The 18,895-nt window shown below is 69.7% G+C and carries 18 protein-coding genes; 12 read left to right on the top strand and 6 right to left on the bottom strand.

The genetic code is table 11. The features are described 5' to 3' along the window. Position 1: 1 nt before the first annotated feature. The 3 genes from G9C85_RS02355 (at position 2) to G9C85_RS02345 (ending at position 4,728) form a co-directional block, all read left to right on the top strand. The gene (locus G9C85_RS02355; RefSeq protein WP_193570588.1) at positions 2-1,150 is read left to right on the top strand and encodes a pyridoxal phosphate-dependent aminotransferase; all 1,149 of its coding nucleotides are present in this window, start codon (positions 2-4) and stop codon (positions 1,148-1,150) included. A gap of 95 nt (positions 1,151-1,245) precedes the next feature. Continuing rightward, positions 1,246-2,556, top strand: coding sequence for an enhanced intracellular survival protein Eis (gene eis, locus G9C85_RS02350; RefSeq protein WP_166036554.1), 1,311 nt, complete (start codon positions 1,246-1,248; stop codon positions 2,554-2,556). A 312-nt stretch (positions 2,557-2,868) separates the two neighbouring features. Further along, positions 2,869-4,728 (top strand): PAS domain-containing protein, encoded by a 1,860-nt coding sequence (locus tag G9C85_RS02345; RefSeq protein ID WP_193570587.1) that lies wholly within the window; start codon positions 2,869-2,871, stop codon positions 4,726-4,728. Positions 4,729-4,770: 42 nt separating this feature from the next. On the opposite strand, the gene G9C85_RS02340 is transcribed toward G9C85_RS02345, so the two are convergent. From G9C85_RS02340 to G9C85_RS02325, 4 genes are all read right to left on the bottom strand, one after another. Continuing rightward, entirely contained in the window at positions 4,771-5,253 is a 483-nt protein-coding gene (locus tag G9C85_RS02340) for a hypothetical protein (RefSeq protein ID WP_166036553.1), read from the bottom strand. 108 nt (positions 5,254-5,361) lie between these two features. Continuing rightward, positions 5,362-5,934: a HalX domain-containing protein gene (locus tag G9C85_RS02335; RefSeq protein WP_166036552.1), complete on the bottom strand. Its 573-nt coding sequence runs from the start codon at positions 5,932-5,934 to the stop codon at positions 5,362-5,364. A gap of 110 nt (positions 5,935-6,044) precedes the next feature. Continuing rightward, entirely contained in the window at positions 6,045-8,225 is a 2,181-nt protein-coding gene (gene purL, locus G9C85_RS02330; protein WP_166036551.1) for a phosphoribosylformylglycinamidine synthase subunit PurL, read from the bottom strand. A 90-nt stretch (positions 8,226-8,315) separates the two neighbouring features. Further along, the gene (locus G9C85_RS02325; protein WP_166036550.1) at positions 8,316-8,978 is read right to left on the bottom strand and encodes a helix-turn-helix domain-containing protein; all 663 of its coding nucleotides are present in this window, start codon (positions 8,976-8,978) and stop codon (positions 8,316-8,318) included. 87 nt (positions 8,979-9,065) lie between these two features. On the opposite strand from G9C85_RS02325, the gene G9C85_RS02320 reads away from it, so the two are divergent. From G9C85_RS02320 to G9C85_RS02305, 4 genes are all read left to right on the top strand, one after another. After that, complete coding sequence (locus G9C85_RS02320) at positions 9,066-9,923, top strand: SDR family oxidoreductase (RefSeq protein ID WP_166036549.1); 858 nt, start codon at positions 9,066-9,068, stop codon at positions 9,921-9,923. Between the two features lie 113 nt (positions 9,924-10,036). After that, the gene (locus G9C85_RS02315) at positions 10,037-10,723 is read left to right on the top strand and encodes a PHP domain-containing protein (RefSeq protein WP_166036548.1); all 687 of its coding nucleotides are present in this window, start codon (positions 10,037-10,039) and stop codon (positions 10,721-10,723) included. Beyond that, the gene (locus G9C85_RS02310) at positions 10,648-11,706 is read left to right on the top strand and encodes an asparagine synthase-related protein (RefSeq protein WP_166036547.1); all 1,059 of its coding nucleotides are present in this window, start codon (positions 10,648-10,650) and stop codon (positions 11,704-11,706) included. Before G9C85_RS02315 ends, G9C85_RS02310 begins: the two co-directional genes overlap by 76 nt. Before the next feature lie 79 nt (positions 11,707-11,785). Next, positions 11,786-12,655: a hypothetical protein gene (locus tag G9C85_RS02305; RefSeq protein ID WP_166036546.1), complete on the top strand. Its 870-nt coding sequence runs from the start codon at positions 11,786-11,788 to the stop codon at positions 12,653-12,655. A 50-nt stretch (positions 12,656-12,705) separates the two neighbouring features. Here G9C85_RS02305 and G9C85_RS02300 read toward each other — a convergent pair whose 3' ends face one another. Next, positions 12,706-13,671: a transcription initiation factor IIB family protein gene (locus G9C85_RS02300; RefSeq protein WP_166036545.1), complete on the bottom strand. Its 966-nt coding sequence runs from the start codon at positions 13,669-13,671 to the stop codon at positions 12,706-12,708. A 264-nt stretch (positions 13,672-13,935) separates the two neighbouring features. Between G9C85_RS02300 and gatC the strand changes: the two genes are divergently transcribed. From gatC to G9C85_RS02280, 4 genes are all read left to right on the top strand, one after another. Further along, the gene (gene gatC / locus G9C85_RS02295; RefSeq protein WP_166036544.1) at positions 13,936-14,214 is read left to right on the top strand and encodes an Asp-tRNA(Asn)/Glu-tRNA(Gln) amidotransferase subunit GatC; all 279 of its coding nucleotides are present in this window, start codon (positions 13,936-13,938) and stop codon (positions 14,212-14,214) included. Further along, complete coding sequence (gene gatA, locus G9C85_RS02290) at positions 14,211-15,479, top strand: Asp-tRNA(Asn)/Glu-tRNA(Gln) amidotransferase subunit GatA (protein WP_166036543.1); 1,269 nt, start codon at positions 14,211-14,213, stop codon at positions 15,477-15,479. Before gatC ends, gatA begins: the two co-directional genes overlap by 4 nt. Before the next feature lie 281 nt (positions 15,480-15,760). Beyond that, complete coding sequence (locus tag G9C85_RS02285) at positions 15,761-16,174, top strand: hypothetical protein (protein ID WP_166036542.1); 414 nt, start codon at positions 15,761-15,763, stop codon at positions 16,172-16,174. 110 nt (positions 16,175-16,284) lie between these two features. Continuing rightward, a complete protein-coding gene (locus tag G9C85_RS02280) occupies positions 16,285-18,042 on the top strand; it encodes a fused MFS/spermidine synthase (protein WP_166036541.1) in 1,758 nt (585 codons plus the stop codon). A gap of 39 nt (positions 18,043-18,081) precedes the next feature. Here G9C85_RS02280 and G9C85_RS02275 read toward each other — a convergent pair whose 3' ends face one another. Beyond that, on the bottom strand, positions 18,082-18,429 hold the full coding sequence (locus G9C85_RS02275) for a MarR family transcriptional regulator (RefSeq protein ID WP_166036540.1): 348 nt from the start codon (positions 18,427-18,429) through the stop codon (positions 18,082-18,084). Between the two features lie 196 nt (positions 18,430-18,625). On the opposite strand from G9C85_RS02275, the gene G9C85_RS02270 reads away from it, so the two are divergent. Further along, entirely contained in the window at positions 18,626-18,889 is a 264-nt protein-coding gene (locus G9C85_RS02270) for a HalOD1 output domain-containing protein (RefSeq protein ID WP_166036539.1), read from the top strand. Positions 18,890-18,895 lie beyond the last annotated feature (6 nt).

Below are 18,895 nucleotides of genomic sequence, written 5' to 3'. Positions count from 1 at the left end.
GATGGGCATCCAACTCTCGGAGCGCGTGCAGGCCGTGCCGCCCTCTGGCATCCGGAAGTTCTTCGAGCTCGCCGAGGAGCGCGACGACGTCATCTCGCTGGGCGTCGGCGAACCCGACTTCGCGACGCCGTGGCGCGCACGGACCGCGGCCGTCGACTCGCTCGAACGCGGCCAGACGAGCTATACGGCGAACCGCGGGATGCGGGAACTGCGCGAGGCGATCGGCGAGCACGTGGACGCCGAGTACGACCTCGAATACGACCCGGACGAGGAGATCCTCGTCACGGCCGGGGCGAGCGAAGCGGTCGACCTGGCGTTCCGCGCGTTCGTGAACCCCGGCGACACCGTCGCGGTCGCGGAGCCGGCGTACGTGTCGTACGCGCCGGGCGTGACGTTCGCGGGCGGCGAAGTGCTGCCGGTGCCGACGTACGAGCGCGACGAGTTCCGACTGACGCGCGAGGCCCTCGAGGCGTCGGGGGCGGCGGACGCGGAGGTGCTCGTCATGTGCTTCCCGAACAACCCGACGGGGGCGACGATGGAACTGGAACACCTCGCGCCGGTCGCGGAGTTCGCTCGCGAGCACGACCTCACCGTGATCAGCGACGAGATCTACGCTGCACTCCAGTACGAGCACGAGCACACGAGCATCGCGACGTTGCCCGGAATGGCTTCGCGGACCGTGGTCGTGAACGGGTTCTCGAAGGCGTACGCGATGACTGGCCTCCGCCTCGGGTACGTGATGGGTCCGGCCGAGGCGATAACGGGCATGAACCGCATCCACCAGTACGGGATGCTGTCCGCGCCGACGACCGCCCAGCACGCGGCGCTCGAGGCGCTCGAGCACTGCGACGACGCCGTCGACGAGATGACGGCGGCGTACGATCGCCGCCGGCAGTTCCTCCTCGCGCGCTTCGAGGAACTCGGGATCGAGTGCTTCCGCGCGAAGGGCGCGTTCTACGCGTTCCCGGAGGTCCCGACGGAACAGACCGGCGACGAGTTCGCGGAGGACCTGCTCGAGGCGGAGGGCGTCGCGGTCGTCCCCGGGAGCGTGTTCGGTTCCGGCGGCGAGGGCCACCTGCGCGTGTCGTACGCGACCGGGATGGACGAGCTCAGGGAGGCGACCGACCGCATCGAGCGATTCCTCGACTGACGGTCGCGGACGGCTCTCGCACTCGGTCGCGGCGAGCGTGCGACCGATTCACAACGTTCGGGAAGGTTCTTGAGGGCGCCGGTCGCTTCTCGGGTATGGAATCCCCCGATATGGAGTACCGCGAGATCGACCCGCCCGACGCGCGCGTCACGGAGATCGCCCGGTACGCGTTCGACGCGCAGTCCGGGCCGTTCGACCCGGACGAGTTCGACCCCGAGGACGCGCCGGAGGCCGTCGGCGGCCAGCGCGGCCTGTTCGACGGCGACGACCTCCTCGCCGTCTGCGGGCACTACTGGTTCGACGTCGACGTCCGCGGCCGACGCGTCGCCGCGCCCGGCCTGTCGATGGTCGCGTCGCCGCCCGAGCACCGCCGTGGTGGAAACGTCCGTCGACTCCTCGAGCACTCGCTCGAAGAGTACCGCGAGCGCGGCGACCCCCTGAGCTTGCTGTGGCCGTTCTCGACGCCGTTCTACGGCCAGTACGGGTGGGCGACCACGAACCGGTACGCGGTTCACGACGTCGACCCGGCCGCGCTCTCGTTCGCGACCGATTCCGACGCGGCCGACGCCGTCCAGTTCGAGCGCGTCGACGCCGACGACTGGGACGTCATCGACGCGGTCGACGACCGGACGTGGACGCAGACGCTCGCCGTCGACCGCGGCGAGGCGTTCTGGCGGCACCGCGTCTTCGAATCGTGGGGGACCGACCCGTTCGCGTACGTCGGATACCGCGACGGCGACCCCGTCGCGTACCTCACGTACACCGTCGAGGACGGCGACGACACTCGGCTGAGCGTCTCGTACTTCGGGGCGGTCGACCACGACGCCGTCCTCGCCGTGCTGTCGTTCTGTCACGCGCACGACTCGCAGGTCGACGCTGTCAGGCTGAAGACGCCCGTCGACTGGGGGCTCACGTACCTCGTCGAGAACCCCGACGAGGTCGAGACCGACCTCCGCACCGGTCCGATGGGGCGCGTCGTCGACGCCGTCGACGCGCTCGAAGCCGTTCCGACGGAAGCCGTCGGCGCGTTCGATGGCGTCACCACGGGACCCACGGACGCCCACGTCGTCCTCGACGTCGCGGACCCGCTCGTCGACTGGCACGACGACCCGATCGCGCTCTCGATCGGCGACGACGCGACCAGCGACAGCACCGCGGAACGCGCCCCCGACGCTACCCCCGACGTGGCGCTCGACATCGGCGCTCTCACGCAACTCATCCTCGGCACGCGCACCGCGAGCGACCTCGCACGCACCGGCGACCTCGCACGCACCGGCGACCTCGCGGCCGCAAGCGGTGCCGCGGGGGACGACGCGCCAGCCGACGAGTCCCCGGGCGCGGACGTCCTCGCAGCGCTCGACGCGACGTACCCCGAATCCGACGTCTGCATGCTCCAGTTCTTCTGACCTCGGACGCGGACCCGGCGAGCGGGACGCGCCGACTCGGCCACGAGAGTCAAGTACCTCACCCCGCCTACGTCGAGACGACCAGATGAGTCCCCCGCCCAGCCCCGGGCCTCACCCCACTCGCGAGGCGTCCGCCGACGCCACAGCGCACCCCGCCCTCACCGTGCGCGCTTCCTCCCCGGCCCCCTCCCCGCGACCGACGAAAACGACACGACGAACGAACTCGACACGACCGACGAACTCGATACGACAGAAGCGTCCGGCGCACCCGCCAGAGCTTCTGTACCGTGTCGCGCGAGGTGGCGCTCCTCGATGAGCGAATCCCCCATCCCCGACCCGACCGAACCCGTCCTCGATCGCGTCGAGGACGTATTCTTCGCGCTCGACACCGACTGGCGGTTCACGTACCTCAACGACCGCGCCGAGTCCCTGCTGTGGCGCTCCCGAGAGGACCTCCTCGGGCGCGTGATGTGGGACGAGTTCCCCGAGACCGTCGAGACGCAGTTCCCGGAGAGCTTCCACGAGGCGATGGAGACCGGCGACCCGGTCGCGTTCGACGTCTACCACAAGCCCCTGGACACGTGGTTCGAGGCGCGCGCGTACCCCGGCGAGCACGGCCTCAGCGTCTTCATGCAGGACGTCACGGAACGCAGAGTACAGAAGCGGCGGCTCGACGAGCACGCGCGCGTCGTCGAAGCCGTCAACGACGGCGTGATCGTCGTCGACGGCGACAACCACGTCGCCTCCGTGAACCGGGCGATCGAGGACGCGCTGTCGACGGACCGCGAGCACCTCGTCGGCGAGCACGTCGACCGGCTCCACGACATCGCGGCCGTGGACGCGCAGGCGACGACGGACCTCGGGCAAGCGATCGAGGCGATCCGTCGCGGCGACACGAGCTTCGAGCGGTTCGAGCTCGCGTTCGAGCCCGAGCACGGCGAACAACGAATCGGCGAGGTCCGCATGGTCCCCCTGGACGAGAGTCGCGTTCGCGTCGCGGGCGTCGTCCGGGACGTCACCGACCAGCGCGAGTACGAGCGCGTCGTCGAGCGGCTCCACGACGTCACGCGCTGGCTGTTCCAGGCCGAGGACGCACCCGAGATCTGCTCGGTCGCGACCCACGCCACCGGCAAACTGCTCGGCCTCCCGATCTCGGGCGTGTGGCTCCTCGACGACGAACGCGGCGTCATGGACCCGATCGCGGCGACGGCGGGCGCGCACGAGGAACTCGGCGGGCTCCCGCAGTTCCCGGAGGGCGACGGCCTCATCTGGGAGGTGTATCGCGACGGCGAACCGAGACTGTTCGAGGACGTCCACGAGCACGAGCGGCGGTTCAACGACGACACGCCGCTGCACGCGGAGATCATCGCGCCGCTCGGCCCGCACGGCGTCGTGATGACGGGCGCGCTCGAGGCGGACGCGTTCGACGAGACGGACCTGGAGCTCGTCAGTCTGCTCGCGGAGAACACGACCGCGGCACTCGATCGGATGGACCGCGAGCAGATGCTCGCCGAACGTCGGAAGAGTCTCGAGGAGCAACGCGAGCGACTCGGCGCGGTCGCGGACATCCTCTCCGAGGACCTCCAGGAGCACCTGGAGACGGCCGCCGACGACCTGGCGGCGGTCTCGGCGACCTCGGAGGCGGCGCCCGCGGAGACGCTGTCGCGCGCCGAGGCGCTCGTCGACGACATCCTCGAGTTCGCGAAGGACTCCGCGACGCTCGGGTCGCGGGAGTCAGTCGGGTTCGAGGACGCGCTCGCGGACGCGCTCGACGGATCGCTCGCGGACGACATGACGGTGTACCTCGAGTTCCAGGGGTCGCTGCGCGCGGACCGCGATCGGTTCGTGCACATGCTGGAGACGTTCTTCAACGACATCCACAGTCGCGCGAACGGCGGGGGCGCGACCGTCCGTATCGGCCCCGAGCGCGGTCCCGAAGGTCGACCGACGGGATTCTACATCCTCGACGACGCCGAGGAGATCCCGGAGACGGAGTTCGATCGCGTCTTCGAACCGCAGGGGTCGAGCGACGCCGGGATCGGGCTCGGCCTCCCAGTCGCTCGCCAGGTGGCGCAAGCGCACGGCTGGTCGGTGGACGTGACGACGGGCGATCCAGGCGGCACGCGGTTCTCGCTGACGGGCGCGCCGACGTTCACCGTCGACCGCGAGTGACGAGCCAGTACCCGGCTCCGTTAGGGCCCGCCCGCGACGCGTTCATCGGGCGAGGGAGACGAAGTCGACGCCAGCGGTATGCAGGTGGACGCCGATGCCGTCTCGCGGCCCTCCGCCGTGCCAGTTCGTTCGCCCTTCGCGCCCGTCTGCGGTCTCGACGCTCAGCACGCCGCGAGCGCTTGCGAGGTCCACGTCCTCGAAGGACCACCGCGCCGCGGGCTGTCCCGCGACCGCCGCTCGCAGCGACACCGTCTCGCGGAAGCGCGGCAGGACCCGGTGCGGGCCGAAGACCGCGAGGTACGCGGTCGCGCTGCCCGGCCCGTCGTTGACGACTACGAGGTCGGGCGGTGACCGCCACCACTCCGGCGGCTCGTTGCTCCCGGACCGTCGACGCGACCGGTCGCTGGCCGTCGCCGGTCGAGTTGTGGACTCGCTCGCCGCCCGGTCGGTGGCGCGACCGAAGCTCGCACAGCCCGCGAGTGCGATCCCCAGCCCGACCGTGACGGCGCGCCGACTCGACGGCATACATAGACACACGTTACCAAGAACCAAACGTATTGCGAACTGCGGTCGGCCCGACCCTCCACCGGGGAACGACTCTAGCCGACCGCCACGAGACGGAGTCGATAGCCGTCAGGTCTTCCGCGAGATGTCCCGGACGACGCGCTGGTAGGCGTCGTGATTCGAGAGCTCGCTGATCGTGTCGTCGACCTTCGACCGCATCACCGCGAGTCGATCCTCCAGGCGACGGTACTCCTCGCTCGCACGCAGCTCCGCTTCCGTCTTCTGGGAGTCCAGTAGCGCCTTCTTCGACGCGAGCGCGAAGAACTCCTGGAGCTGCTCGTCGTACGTCGACCGGAGGAGCAACTGGTCGACCGTCGACAACAGGTCGTCCTTCGACACGGGCTTGACGAGGTAGTCGTCGAACCCCATCTCGATGATGTCGAAGTCCGGCTCGACCGCGGTCACCATCGCCACGCGCGTCTCCAGGTCGCGATCCCGGATCGTCGACAGGACCTCGTCGCCGGACAGGCCCGGCATCCGCCGGTCCAGCAGGACGATGTCGACGGTCTCGTCGATCGCCTCCAGCGCTTGACTGCCGTTGTAGGCGGTCTCGACGTCGCAGGCCTCCCGGAGCCACGCGGCGTACAGGTTCGCGAGGTCGGGTTCGTCCTCGACGATGAGTACCGTCGGTTCGTTAGGCATCCTCTCCCCCCGCGGTGGAACGCATCGACTCGTAGTTCAAACTTCTCCGTCAAGTAGTTGACGGGGCCAGCTCGGCCCTCGCCCCTGGCAGCGGCCGCGTCGCGACCGCGTCAGTCGAGTTCGCGCTCGATCGTCGCGCGCAGCGCTGCGATCTCGTCGACGTCGTACGACAGGTCCGTCCAGGACATCGAGACGTCGAGCGTCGGGTCGCGCTGGCCCTCGCCGACGCGGACGACCGGTGCGACGCCCGCGAACGCCTCGCGAACGCGCTCGGGGTCGGTCGTCTGCACGAGCGCACGCCCCGTCTGCTCGTGGAACAGCCACCCGACCTGTTCGCCGACCTCCGAGAGCCCGCCCTGCTCGGGCACGGTCGCCCGGATGCCGGCGTCCTCGTGCACCATCTCGGCGAGCGCGACCGCGAGCCCGCCGTCGCTCACGTCGTGGGTCGCCTCCACGTGGTCCTCGCGTGCCACCGCAGCGAGCAACTGCACGAACGCACTCGCCTGCGGGGGGACGTCCGGGAACCGGTCGCTACCGCCCTGCTGGTTCAGGTACTCGCTCCCGCCGAGGCGAGCGGTCGCGTCCGCCTCCGCGAGCACGCGGTCGCCGACGAGCAGGAGTTCGCCCTCTGCGCTCGCCGCCATCGTCGGCGCGTCGTAGCCGGGCTTCGTGCCGACCATCGCGAGCGTCGGCGTCGGCGGAATCGGCCCCGTCGGCGAGTCGTTGTACAGCGAGACGTTCCCACCGACCACCGGGACGTCCAGGTCCGCGCACATGTCCGCGAGCCCGTCGACGATGCCCTTGAAGCCGCCGTAGACGTCGGGCTTCTCCGGGTTCCCGCCGTTCAGGCAGTCGACCGCGGCGAGCGGCCGCGTCCCCTTCGCGGCGAGGTTCGTCGCGTTCTCCAGCGCCACCGCGCGCGCGCCCTCGTACGGCGCGACGCTCGTCCAGTTCGGCGCCGCACCCGAGGAGATCGCGACGCCGACGCCCGCCTCCCGGACCGCGACGATGCCCGCGTCGTCGCCCGGCCGCAGGCTCGTCCGCACGCCGACCTCGTGGTCGTACTGGCGGTACACCCAGCGCTTGCTCGCGGTGTTCGGGGACGAAACGACCGCCTCGAAAGCTTCCGGGAGGTCGACCGTCGGCAGGTCGCGCTCGGGCTGAGTCGGTTCCGTCCACTCCAGGTCGTTCATCGGCGCGCCCTCGCCGAGGAAGTGGGCGTCCACGTCGACCACGGTCTCGCCCTGGAACGTCGCGACGTAGTTCTCGTCGGTGACCTCCCCGATGACCGAACAGCCGACGTCGAAGCGCTCGCAGACCTCGCGCACGCGCTCGACGTTCTCCGGCTGGACCTCGTACACCATGCGCTCCTGGGATTCCGCGAGCAGGATCTCGAGCGCGTTCATGTCCGGCTCGCGCTGGTGGACGTCCTCGAGGCGGACGTTCGCACCGAGGCCGCCCTTCGCGACGAGTTCGCTGGACGCACCGCCGAGGCCGGCCGCGCCCAGGTCGCGCGCGGACTCGACGAGGTTCTCCTCGACGAGCACCTCGTTCGTCTCGATCAGGAGCTTCTCCGAATAGGGGTCGCCGACCTGGACGGCGGGGCGGTCCTCGGTCTCCGCGTCCTCGCTCAGGTCCTCGCTCGCGAACGACGCGCCACCGAGTCCGTCCCGGCCGGTCGCGTTCCCGACGAGCAGCAACTCGTTCCCCGGTTCCTGCGCGATCGCAGTGATCAATCGCTCGTCGTCGGTGAGGCCGACGCAGGCGACGTTCACGAGCGGGTTCCCCTCGTAGTCGCCGTGGAAGTCGACGCTCCCCGCGACCGTCGGCACGCCGATACAGTTCCCGTAGTGACTGATGCCCTCGACGACGCCCTCGAAGAGGTACTTCGAGTGCTCCGCGTCGAAGTCGCCGAAGTACAGCGAGTCCGCGAGCGCGATCGGGTACGCGCCCATCGACATCGTGTCCCGGACGATGCCGCCGACGCCGGTCGCGGCGCCGTCGAACGGGTCGACGTAGCTCGGGTGGTTGTGGCTCTCGATGCCCAGCGTCACGTACGTGTCCGAGTACCCCTCCCCGTCGGGGTCCGGGAGCGCGACGACGGCCGCGTCGTCGCCCGGACCAACGACGACCTGGTCGCCCTCGCTGTCGAACGCGGAGAGCAGGGGTCGCGAGGAACGGTAGGCGCAGTGCTCGCTCCAGAGGTTCTCGAACAGCGCCGCCTCCGCCGGCGTCGCCGCTCGTCCAAGTTCCTCCTCGACGAGTTCGCGGTCCGAATCGGCGAGACTCATTCACTTCGGTGTACATCGACCCCCAGTAAATGCGTTTCCATGTCCACGAACGTGTGCATCGGCCGCGAGCGCAGCGCTCGGTTCTGGCGACTACGTGCGAGCGAGCGCGGACCGCAGGAGCGTCGACTCGGCCTTCCGGAGGTGCTCGGCGGCCGTGCTCGGCGCGCAGTCGAGTGCCGCGGCGACGTCCTCGTGGGTCGCCTCCCGCGGGACCTCGTAGTACCCGAGTTCGAGCGCGATCTCGACGGCGCGGCGCTGGCGCGTGGAGAGCCGCGCGTCCACGAGCGAGTGGATGGACCCGAGCGACCCGACCGCCTCCACCTCGACCGAAAGCGGCGCGGGCGTCCGCTCGACGAGCCCCTGTAGTTCGCTCGAGGGGCCGAACGCGGACAGCGTCACCGTTCCGTCCCCGTGGTAGACGACCGGTGGGACGACCACGACGCCGCCGTTCTCCAGCGGGTCGAGCATCGCCCGCAGCCCCGGCGTCGCCTCGTCCCGGACGTACGCGTAGAACGCGTCGTCCGTCACCGGTTCCAGCGCGTAGTCGACGACGACGGCGACGTCCGCGACCGCGTCCTCGAACGCCTCGACGTCGCCCTCGACGTAGTGGAGGATGCCGAACCCGGACGGGGAGAGGTTCCACTGCATCGCCGTGGCGTACTCGACGAACGACGCGTTCGCCACCACGTCGAACATCGGGTGGATCTCGGCCTCGCGACCGTTCGCCGTCAACGTGACCCTGACCGACTGCATCTTTCACCGTTCGTCCACCAGGCACTTGAACCCACCAGAGCACTCCGGCAGTCGACACTCGGTCCCCGAGCGCGAACGACGAGTTACATGGTTCGCACGCTCGTCACCGGCGCCACGGGAACGCTCGGCGCCGCGCTCGTCCCGCGACTCCGCGAGGCCGGCCACGACGTCAGAGCGACCAGTCGCTCGCCACCCGCGGACGGGAGCGGATTCGAGAACGAGGACCTCGTCGAGTGGGTCGCAATGGACCTCGCCGACGGCACCGGCGTCGCGGACGCCGTCGCTGACGTCGACGTCGTCGTGCACGCGGCGACGGCACCGACCGGCGACACCGAGGCCGTCGACGTCGACGGCACCGAACGGCTCCTCGACGCGGCGACCGAGGCGGGCGTCTCGAACGTCGTCTACCCGTCCATCGTCGGCATCGAGGACGTCCCGTACTCGTACTACCGGCACAAGCTCGCCGCGGAGGAACTCGTCGAGGCCGCGGCCGTCCCGACGACCGTCGTGAGGGCGACGCAGTTCCACCAGTTCCTCGACGAGCTGTTGGGACTGGTCGCGCGCTCGCCGGTGTGGCCGCTCCCCACGAAGTTCCGCGTGCAGCCCGTGGACGCCCGAGCGGTCGCGAACGCAGTCGTCGCGAACGCCACGCCGGAGGCGCGCGGTCGCGTCCCGCCCGTCTGCGGGCCCGAGGTGCTCTCGGTCCGAGAGATCGCTGCCGCGTACCGCCAGGCTCGTGCCCTCCGGCGGCTCGTGGTCCGCGTGCCGATTCCGGGCGCCGTCGCGAGCGCGTTCCGCGCCGGCGACGCCACCTGCGGACCGTCCGGCGACGACACCGACAAAATCTCTGCGGACGACGCACCCGGTCCGACGTGGGGGGCGTGGCTCGCGGAGACCTACGGCGCATCCCGGAGCGCGTCCGCCTCGCGGACCTCCACCACGTGAGGCCGACGTCGCCGAGAGTGGGTCGCGTCCGCGAACCGAACTCGACGTCGCGCCACTCGTCCCGCCGGGCGGTAACCGAGTTGTTTTTTACTGGCCCCAAGTAACGGTCACGCGTGCTATCGGTCGAGTTACACACGCACTCGGCGATGAGTTACGACGGGCGAGACCCCGTCGAACTCCTGCTCGAGCAAGCCGAGGCCGTGGGACTCGACGCCATCGCCGTCACGGACCACGACGAGATCGACGCGAGCCTCGACGCCGCCGCGAAGGCCGGCGAGTACGGCCTGATCGGCATCCCCGGCATGGAGGTGACGACGGCCGCCGGGCACGTGCTCGCGCTCGGCGTCCGCGAGCGAGTCCCTCCGGGGTTGTCCTTCGAGGAGACCCTCTCGTACGTCCGGGAACTCGGCGGGATCGCGGTCGTCCCGCATCCGTTCCAGGAGTCGCGGTCGGGCGTGATGGCGAACATCGACCGGACGACGCTCGCGACCGCGGACGCGATCGAGGTGTACAACTCGCGGCTCCTCACGGGTCGCGCGAACCGGCAAGCCGACCGGTTCGCGCGCGACTTCGAACTCCCGCGGACCGCGGGGAGCGACGCGCACATCTCCGAGATGGTCGGCCAGGCGGTGACGAAGGTCGACACGGGCGGGGAGCGCACGGTCGACGCCATCCTCTCGGCGATCCGCCGCGGCGACACGACCGTCGAGGGCAAGCGCACGCCGTGGCGCATCAGCTTCCGGCAGGCCGCCGGCGGCGCGAAGCGCCGCGTGAAGAACCGGATCGCCGAGTTCCTGTGACGCCGGACGACGCTCCAGACGACGTCGCTGCTCCCGGAGACGATAGCGACGACGGGGAGTCCGGCACGCTGGACGCGGTCGCCGCCGTCGAGCGCGCGCTGGCGCGTCCCGCTCCGGACGCGGTCGCGGATCGCGAGCAGGCCGTCGAGAGGGTGCGCGAGGCGATTCGTGCGGCCGCGGAGGACGTACCGAGTGGTGACGCGGACGATGACGCCCGCGGCGGCGCCGACGGGAGCCTCGCGGTGGCGTTCTCCGGGGGCGTTGACAGCGCGCTCGTCGCCGGTCTGTTCGACGCGCCGTGTTACGTCGTCGGGTTCCCGGGGAGTCACGACGTCCGGGCCGCCCGGTCGGCTGCGCGAGCGATGGACGTGGACCTGACGGTCGTCGAACTCGACCACGACGCGCTCGCCGACGCCGTCCCGCGGGTCGCGCGCGCCATCGGCCGCGAGAACGCGATGGCCGTCCAGATCGCGCTCCCGCTCCTCCTCGTCGCCGAGCGCGTCGCCGCGGACGGCCACGACCGGCTCGCGGTCGGCCAGGGTGCGGACGAACTGTTCGGCGGGTACGCGAAGGTCGCGAAGGCGCCGACGGACCCGCGCGTCGACGCCGACACCGTTCGCGGTGCGCGCGACGAGATGCTGCGGACGCTCACCGACCAGCTCGACCGGGACGTCCGCGCGCTCGACGCCGCCGACGTCGCACCGGTCGCGCCGCTGCTCGACGAGCGCGTGATCGACGCCGCCCGCTCGCTCCAAGGCGACCTCCTCGTCAGTGAACGGGGCGAACGCAAGTTCGCGCTCCGGCTCGCCGCCCGCGAGTGGGTGCCCGACGGCGTCGCGTTCCGCGAGAAGAAGGCCGTCCAGTACGGGAGCCTCGTCGGCCGCGAACTCGATCGGCTCGCCCGCCAGGCCGGGTTCAAGCGCCGCGAGGACGACCACGTCACCGCGTACGTCCGGAGTCGGCTCCGGGACGGAGACCGCTGAGTTCCGCAGGTGCGAGTCGGTTCCGGCGACCCGACCCGCTGACGAAACGCAAATGGTACTCCCGCCCACGAGTCCGACCGTGAAGCGTCACTACGTCGCCGCCGTCGTCCTCCTCGTCGGCGTCCTCGCGCTCGGTGCTGGACTCGCCCCGTCGGTCGGCTGCGACCGAACGTACGCGTTGGACGCGACCGCCGTCTCGTCCGGTGAGACGTCCGACCAGACGTCCGCCGACGGGTCGGTCGTGAACGCGAGCGCGCTCCCGGCCGACGTCCGCGGCGCGGTGAACCGGACCGTCGCCGGCGAGCGCGCGACCGTCACGCGGGCCGCGTACAAGACGCATCTCGAGGACCGCAACGTCCGGTTCGAGGGGACGACGTACGAGACCGACCTCGTCGTCGTCGAGGCCTGTGGCGGGCTCCTCGAGGACGTCCTGTTCGTCGCTGGGGCCGCCGCGACGACCCTCGGTGCGCTCGCGGTCGTCCTCCTCTGGCTCTACCGCGACGACCTCGGACCGCCGCTCACGGTCCTCCACTACGCGGCCGCGGCGGCGCTCGTCGTCGGCGCCGTCGTGTTCACGGGTGGCGTCGCCGCGCCCGCTGGCTGCACGGACAACTACGCGCTGGAGACGAGGGAACTCGTCGGCGAGAACGCCACCGACGAGCGGGTCGTCGACGCGTCGTCGCTCCCGTCCGCACTCGCGGACGTCGCCGAGCGCGCCGTCGAATCGAACCAGACCGCGTTCGTCGACCGCGCCGCCTACCGCGAGCACCTCGAGAACCGGAGTCTGCGGTACGACGGGACGGTCTACGACGCCGACCTGGTACTCGTCCAGGACTGCGGCGGCGGCCTCGACGACGCGCTCCTCGTCGTCGGACTCGTCGTCGGGACGATCGGCGCGGTCGCGCTCGCGCTCCTCGTGACGTTCGACCACGGCGAGAAAGTACTGTAGGTCGTCGCATCGACCGGCCGTCCTCGAGAAGACGAAACCGGGGGGGGCCGCTAGACGGGTTGTGCGGCTTCGAGCAACTCGTGGTAGCGGTTGCGGATGGTGACCTCGCTGATGTTCGCGACGTTCGAGACTTCCTTCTGGGTGACCTTCTCGTTGGCGAGGAGGCTGGCGGCGTAGACGGCGGCGGCGGCGAGACCGACGGGGGACTTCCCGGAGTGGATGCCCTCGCGCTTGGCGGCGTCCAAGAGTTCGCGGGCGCGGCGTTCGCCCTCGTCGCTCATCGTGAGTTCGCTCGCGAACCGCGGCACGTACTGGAGGGGGTCCGCGGGTTCGATCTCGAGACCGAGTTCGCGGGCGACGTACCGGTACGTGCGCGCGATCTCGTCCTTCTCGACGCGGGAGACGTTCGCGACCTCGTCGAGGCTGCGCGGTGTGCCGGCCTGGCGGGCGGCGGCGTAGAGGCTCGCGGTGGCGACGCCCTCGATGCTACGACCTGGCAGGAGGTCCTCGGCGAGTGCGCGCCGGTAGATGACGCTGGCGGTCTCGCGGACGTTCTTCGGCAGGCCGAGCGCGCTGGCCATGCGGTCGATCTCGCCGAGCGCCTGCTTGAGGTTGCGTTCCTTCGAGTCGCGCGTGCGAAAGCGCTCGTTCCAGGTGCGCAGGCGCTGCATCTTCTGACGCTGGTTCGAGGAGAGGCTGTTGCCGTAGGCGTCCTTGTTCTGCCAGCCGATGTTCGTCGACAACCCCTGGTCGTGCATCATGTTGGTCGTCGGGGCGCCGACGCGGGACTTCTCGTCCTTCTCGCTCGCGTTGAACGCGCGCCACTCCGGGCCGCGGTCGACGGCGTCCTCGTCGACCACGAGCCCGCAGTCCGCGCAGACGGTCTCGCCCTGGGCTTCGTCGCTTACGAGCTGCCCCTCGCACTCGGGGCACTCCAGTACGTCCTCGCTTCGCTCTTCGTGCTGCTCCGAACGCGCTGGTTCGGTCTCGCGGCGCCGGATGGTGGTATCTGTCATCGTGGATGGGGGAGGGTGAGCCGATTGGAAAAACCGAGGCTCTCTGTATACCGTCCTCTCCATGACGACTTAAACGCATTGGCCAGATACGTAGGAATCTTCGTGAATCCTCAAACGAAACTATGTTTCGATGAAGAATTGTCGCATACGGGGTCGTTCGTTCGGCTGGAATCGGTCACTCTCTCCCGGTTGGTCGCGTCCAGCGACCCCGTTCTCGGGGTCGGTATCGAAACCCTTACTCCGCACAGCGGAGTGGGTTCGGGCATGAGCGACGACGTCGCCACTACAGCAGACGTCCGGCACGTCGCGGAGCTGGCGCGCGTCGACCTGGACGACGACGAGGTCGACGACTTCGCGGCCCAGTTCGCGGACATCCTCGAGTACTTCGACGCACTCGACGAGGTACCGGACGTGGACCGCGACCCCGACCTCGTGAACGTGATGCGACCCGACGAGGTCCACGACTGCCTCGACCGCGAGGACGCCCTCTCGAACGCGGACGGAACCGAGGACGGCCACTTCAAGGGGCCGAACGTCTCATGAGCGAGAACGTCTTCGTCACCGAGGACGTCGTCGAGGGCGCCGACGACGGGCCGCTCGCTGACACGACCGTCGCCGTGAAGGACAACATCTCGACGGAGGGCGTGCGGACGACCTGCGGGTCGGAGATGCTCGCGGACTACGTGCCGCCGTACGACGCGACGGTCGTCTCGCGGCTGAAGGCCGCGGGCGCGACCATCGTCGGGAAAGCGAACATGGACGAGTTCGGGATGGGGACGACGACGGAGACGAGCGCGTGGGGAGCGACCGAGAACCCGGTCGCGCCCGGGCACGTCCCCGGCGGCTCCTCCGGTGGGTCCGCCGCGGCGGTCGCGGCGGGCGAAGCCGACGTCGCACTCGGCTCGGACACGGGCGGCTCCATTCGCTGTCCGGCCGCGTGGTGCGGCGTCGCCGGCATCAAGCCGACGTACGGTGTGGTATCCCGCTACGGCCTCGTGGCGTACGCGAACTCGCTCGAGCAGATCGGGCCGCTGGCGCCGACCGTCGAGGAAGCTGCGGCCGTGCTCGACGTCATCGGCGGCCCGGACGCGAAGGACGCGACGACGCGCGACCCCGAGCGCGACGAACCGTACGCGAAAGCAGCGGACGGCGACGTGGACGGGATGACCGTCGGCGTCCCGACGGAACTCGTCGAGGGCGCGGACGAGGGCGTGGTCGAGACGTTCGAGGACGCGCTCAACGACCTCCGCGCGCAGGGCGTCGACGTCGTCGACGTCGGACTCGAGTCCGTCGAGTACGCGGTCCAGGCGTACTACGTCATCGCGATGTCGGAGGCTTCCTCGAACCTGGCGCGGTTCGACGGCGTCCGGTACGGGCATTCCGGCGGCTACGACGGGAACTGGAACGAGGTCTTCGGGGAGGCGCGCGAGGAAGGGTTCGGCGCGGAGGTCAAGCGCCGCGTGCTCCTCGGGACGTACGCGCTCTCGGCGGGCTACCACGACAAGTACTACAAGCAAGCGCAGAACGCTCGCGCGTGGGTGAAACAGGACTTCGACGCGGCCTTCGAGGACGTGGACGTGCTCGCGAGTCCGACGATGCCGGTGCCGCCGATGGAGCTCGGCGAGAGCCTCTCGGACCCGCTCCAGATGTACCTCGCGGACGCGAACACGGTCCCGGTGAACCTCGCGGACCTCCCCGCGGTGTCGGTGCCCGCGGGCGAGACGGACGGCCTTCCCGTCGGGATGCAGTTCGTCGCGCCGGCGTTCGAGGAGGCGACGGCGATCCGCGCGGCGAGCGCGCTCGAATAGTCGCGCCACGGTTGAGTCGCCCTGGCTGCATGAACTACCATGCCGTCTCAATCATCCGATGCGAATCGCGCTGTAGCGAACGGACCTGAGGGCCGTGACAGTTATGCGGTCGGTTCGTTCGCCCGACCGAGACCGGCGACACGCCCCGAACCCGCCGTCGGACCACTGAAACCCCCGGCATCCGGACGACTCACGTCTCGAAATCGAGCGAAGGACTAAATGGGTTCTCCCGGTACTGACGTACTGGAGCCGACCCCTCCACGCAAAGAGGTGACAAAACAATGAAACTATCGAAGGATACCGACGTCGAATTCGGCGAATTCTCCCGCGCGTGCGACCTCGTCGAGGCGTACTTCGGCGACCTCGTCGACGACGTCGCCCTCCACGCCCCGGTCTCCCGTCGGCAACTCGTCGCCGTCCTCGCCCGCGCACAGCTCTCCGGCCGCGAGTACGGCCCGGACGAACTCGCCGACCTCGGCGAGGAACTGCACCAGTCCAACGACGAGACCCTGTACTGGCTCGACGACCAGTTCTGGTCCCGACTCCGCCGCGAACACAACCTCTCGCCAGACGAGGGACGGGCCGCCCGCGAAGTCCATCGTCGCATCATCGAGGCCATCGACGGCGACGTCTCCTACTACAATCGCGACCGCGACCCGTTCGTCCTCGTCGAACGCACCACGCCGACCGCCTGACGACGAGCCCGCACGGACGCCCCGCTTCCCCGTCGATTTCTCGACGCAACGGCCGATTCGACCCCGCCGCTTGTCCTAGAGTTAACTCCACGCACCCCGTCGCTCCGGATATGCCAGACGGTCCCGTCCTCGAGCGGGTTCGGCCGACGAAGCCCGAGCTCGCGGTCGTCGTCTCCGGCGTCACGAGCATGGGCCTCGAGATACTCGCCGGGCGGATGATCGCGCCGCAGTTCGGGAGCAGCATCTACACGTGGGGGAGCATCATCGGCGTGTTCCTCGCCGCGCTCAGCTACGGCTACTACCGCGGCGGGAAGCGAGCGGCGCGGCGGGCGACGAACGGCCGCATGGCGCGCGTGTTCCTCCTCACCGCGGTGTACGTCGCGGCGCTCATCGTGCTCGGCGACGCGCTCGTGCGCGGCCTCGGGACGGTCCCGCTCCCGAGTCGCTTCGCATCGCTCCCGGCGATCACGCTCCTGTTCGGGCCGCCGACGTACCTCCTCGGGTACGTGAGTCCGTACGCCGCAGAACTCTCCGAGAAGGACGGCCTCGGGGCGGCCTCCGGGCACGTGTACGCGCTCGGGACCGTCGGGAGCATCGTCGGGGCGTTCGCGACCACGTTCGTCCTCATCCCGTCGCTGGGCGTCGAAGCGATCGCGTTCGTATTCGGCGTCGTCTCCGTCGCGACCGCCGTCGCGCTCCACCTCCCGGGGTTGACGCGCGAGAACGTCGCCGCGACCGGGTTCGCGCTCGCGCTCCTCGTCGCCGCCATCGGCGGCGGCGCGGCGGGCCTCTCTATCGACGGCGCGGTCGTCTACGAGACGCAGACGCCGTACCAGGAACTCCGCGTCGTTGACCGCGGGGACACGCGCACGCTCTACCTCGACGGCCAGAAGCACAGCGCGATGGACAAGTCCGCGCCGAACCGGCACGTCTTCGACTACACGCGGTACTTCCACCTGACGATGCTCATGACAGACGACGTCGACAGCGTCCTGTTCGTCGGCGGCGGCGGGTTCACTGGCCCGAAGCGGTTCGCGAACGAGTACGACGCGACCGTGGACGTCGTCGAGATCGACCCCGAAGTCATCTCGGTCGCCGAGGAGTACTTCCGGCTGGAGGAGTCCGACGACCTCCGCGTGTACAACGCCGACGGCCGCGAGTACCTCCGGCAGACGAACCGCACGTACGACGTCATCGTCCTGGACGCGTACAAGAAGGACAAGGTACCGTTCCAGTTGACGACCCAGGAGTTCATGCAACTCGCGAGCGACCGCCTCGACGAGGACGGCGTCCTCCTGACGAACCTCATCAGCGCGCCGAGCGGCCCCGCCTCCGAGTTCTACCGCGCCGAGTACAAGACGATCGACAGCGCGTTCGGCGCTGTGTACACATTCCCGACCGTCGGCGGCGCCGTCGTCCAGAACGTCGAGGTCGTCGCGACGAAGAACGAGACGCGCCTCGACGAGGCGGCGCTGCTCGCGCGCAACGACCGCCGCGACATCGGGATCGACCTCGAAGGCGAGATCCGGAACTACCGCGACCCACCGAAGACGAGCGACGTCCCGGTTCTCACGGACGACTACGCGCCCGTCGACAGCCTGCTCGACCCGATGGTCGGCCAGCAGTACGTCGTCCAGGAGACGAACGACACGAACGCCACGGCCGGGAACGAGACGAACGCGACGACCGAAGCGAACCGGACGACCGAGGCGGATCCGACACCCGAAGCGAACCGCATGGCCGAGGCCACCCCGGCGACCGATTCCCGCGCGGCACCGGTCGGTGGAGTCGACGCTAGCGGGCGGGTCGACGGTGACGCAGAACGGATGCGGGTACGACGGGACTCGGCGTCGTCGGCGTCGGCCTGACTCGCTACGCGGTTGTGGACGGCGTCGTGTTGACGGCGGTCACTCTTCGTACGCGAGGTTCATGATCCACTGCGAGAAGGCGTCGCTATTCCCGTTGACTTCCTCTTCGCCGATGAACGGCGAGAGCATGTCCCCGGCCATCAACAGCGAGAACTCGAGGTCGCGCGCGGTCGGCGAGATGTAGTACGTGTTGTGCCCGTTGTAGATGGTGTCCTCGCGGTCGACGAGGCCCTTCTCGACGAGGCTCTCGACGACGCGCGAGCCCTTTCGCGAGGAGACGCCGAGTTCCTTCCAGAAGTCGCTCTGGTGGATGCCTCCCGTCTCACGGACGAGTTCGAGACCCGCGCGCTCGTCGTCTGTGAGTTCCTCCTCTGCGGCGACGCTCACGCGCACCACCTCGGCGACTGGTGTCCGGACATGGATTCGTTGGAACGAAGTAGCGGACGCGGCATAAATGTCACCTTCGCGGGTCGCCACTCGCGTCGCGGATCCTTCCTGCTTCGACACCGTATAGAGCCGTTACTATCGCCCGTCAGATACCTGTCTGACTGAGGCTTAAGCCCCGTCGGTGGAATGGCGAACCATGGCAAGCACGACGGAGTCGGTGACCACGAGAATCGTACGGAGCGTCGCAGACGCAACGGACAGTGACGCGCTCGAACTGCCACCCCTGTACGACGCGGTCGACCCCGACGGGCTGGAGACGCTCGTCGAGGGGATGGCGGAGGGCGCCGTTGCGTTCACCTACGCGGACCGGACCGTCACCGTGCGCGCGGACGGCCACGTCGACGTCGACGAGCCCGCACCCGAGGTCGGCGCGTCGACCCGGACGGCGGTCAGCGACTGACGACCA

The organism is Halorubellus sp. JP-L1 (genome assembly GCF_011440375.1).
Classification (GTDB): domain Archaea; phylum Halobacteriota; class Halobacteria; order Halobacteriales; family Natrialbaceae; genus Halorubellus.
The sequence above is the reverse complement of the archived record's forward strand: the minus strand, read 5'-3'. Positions and strand labels throughout refer to the sequence as shown.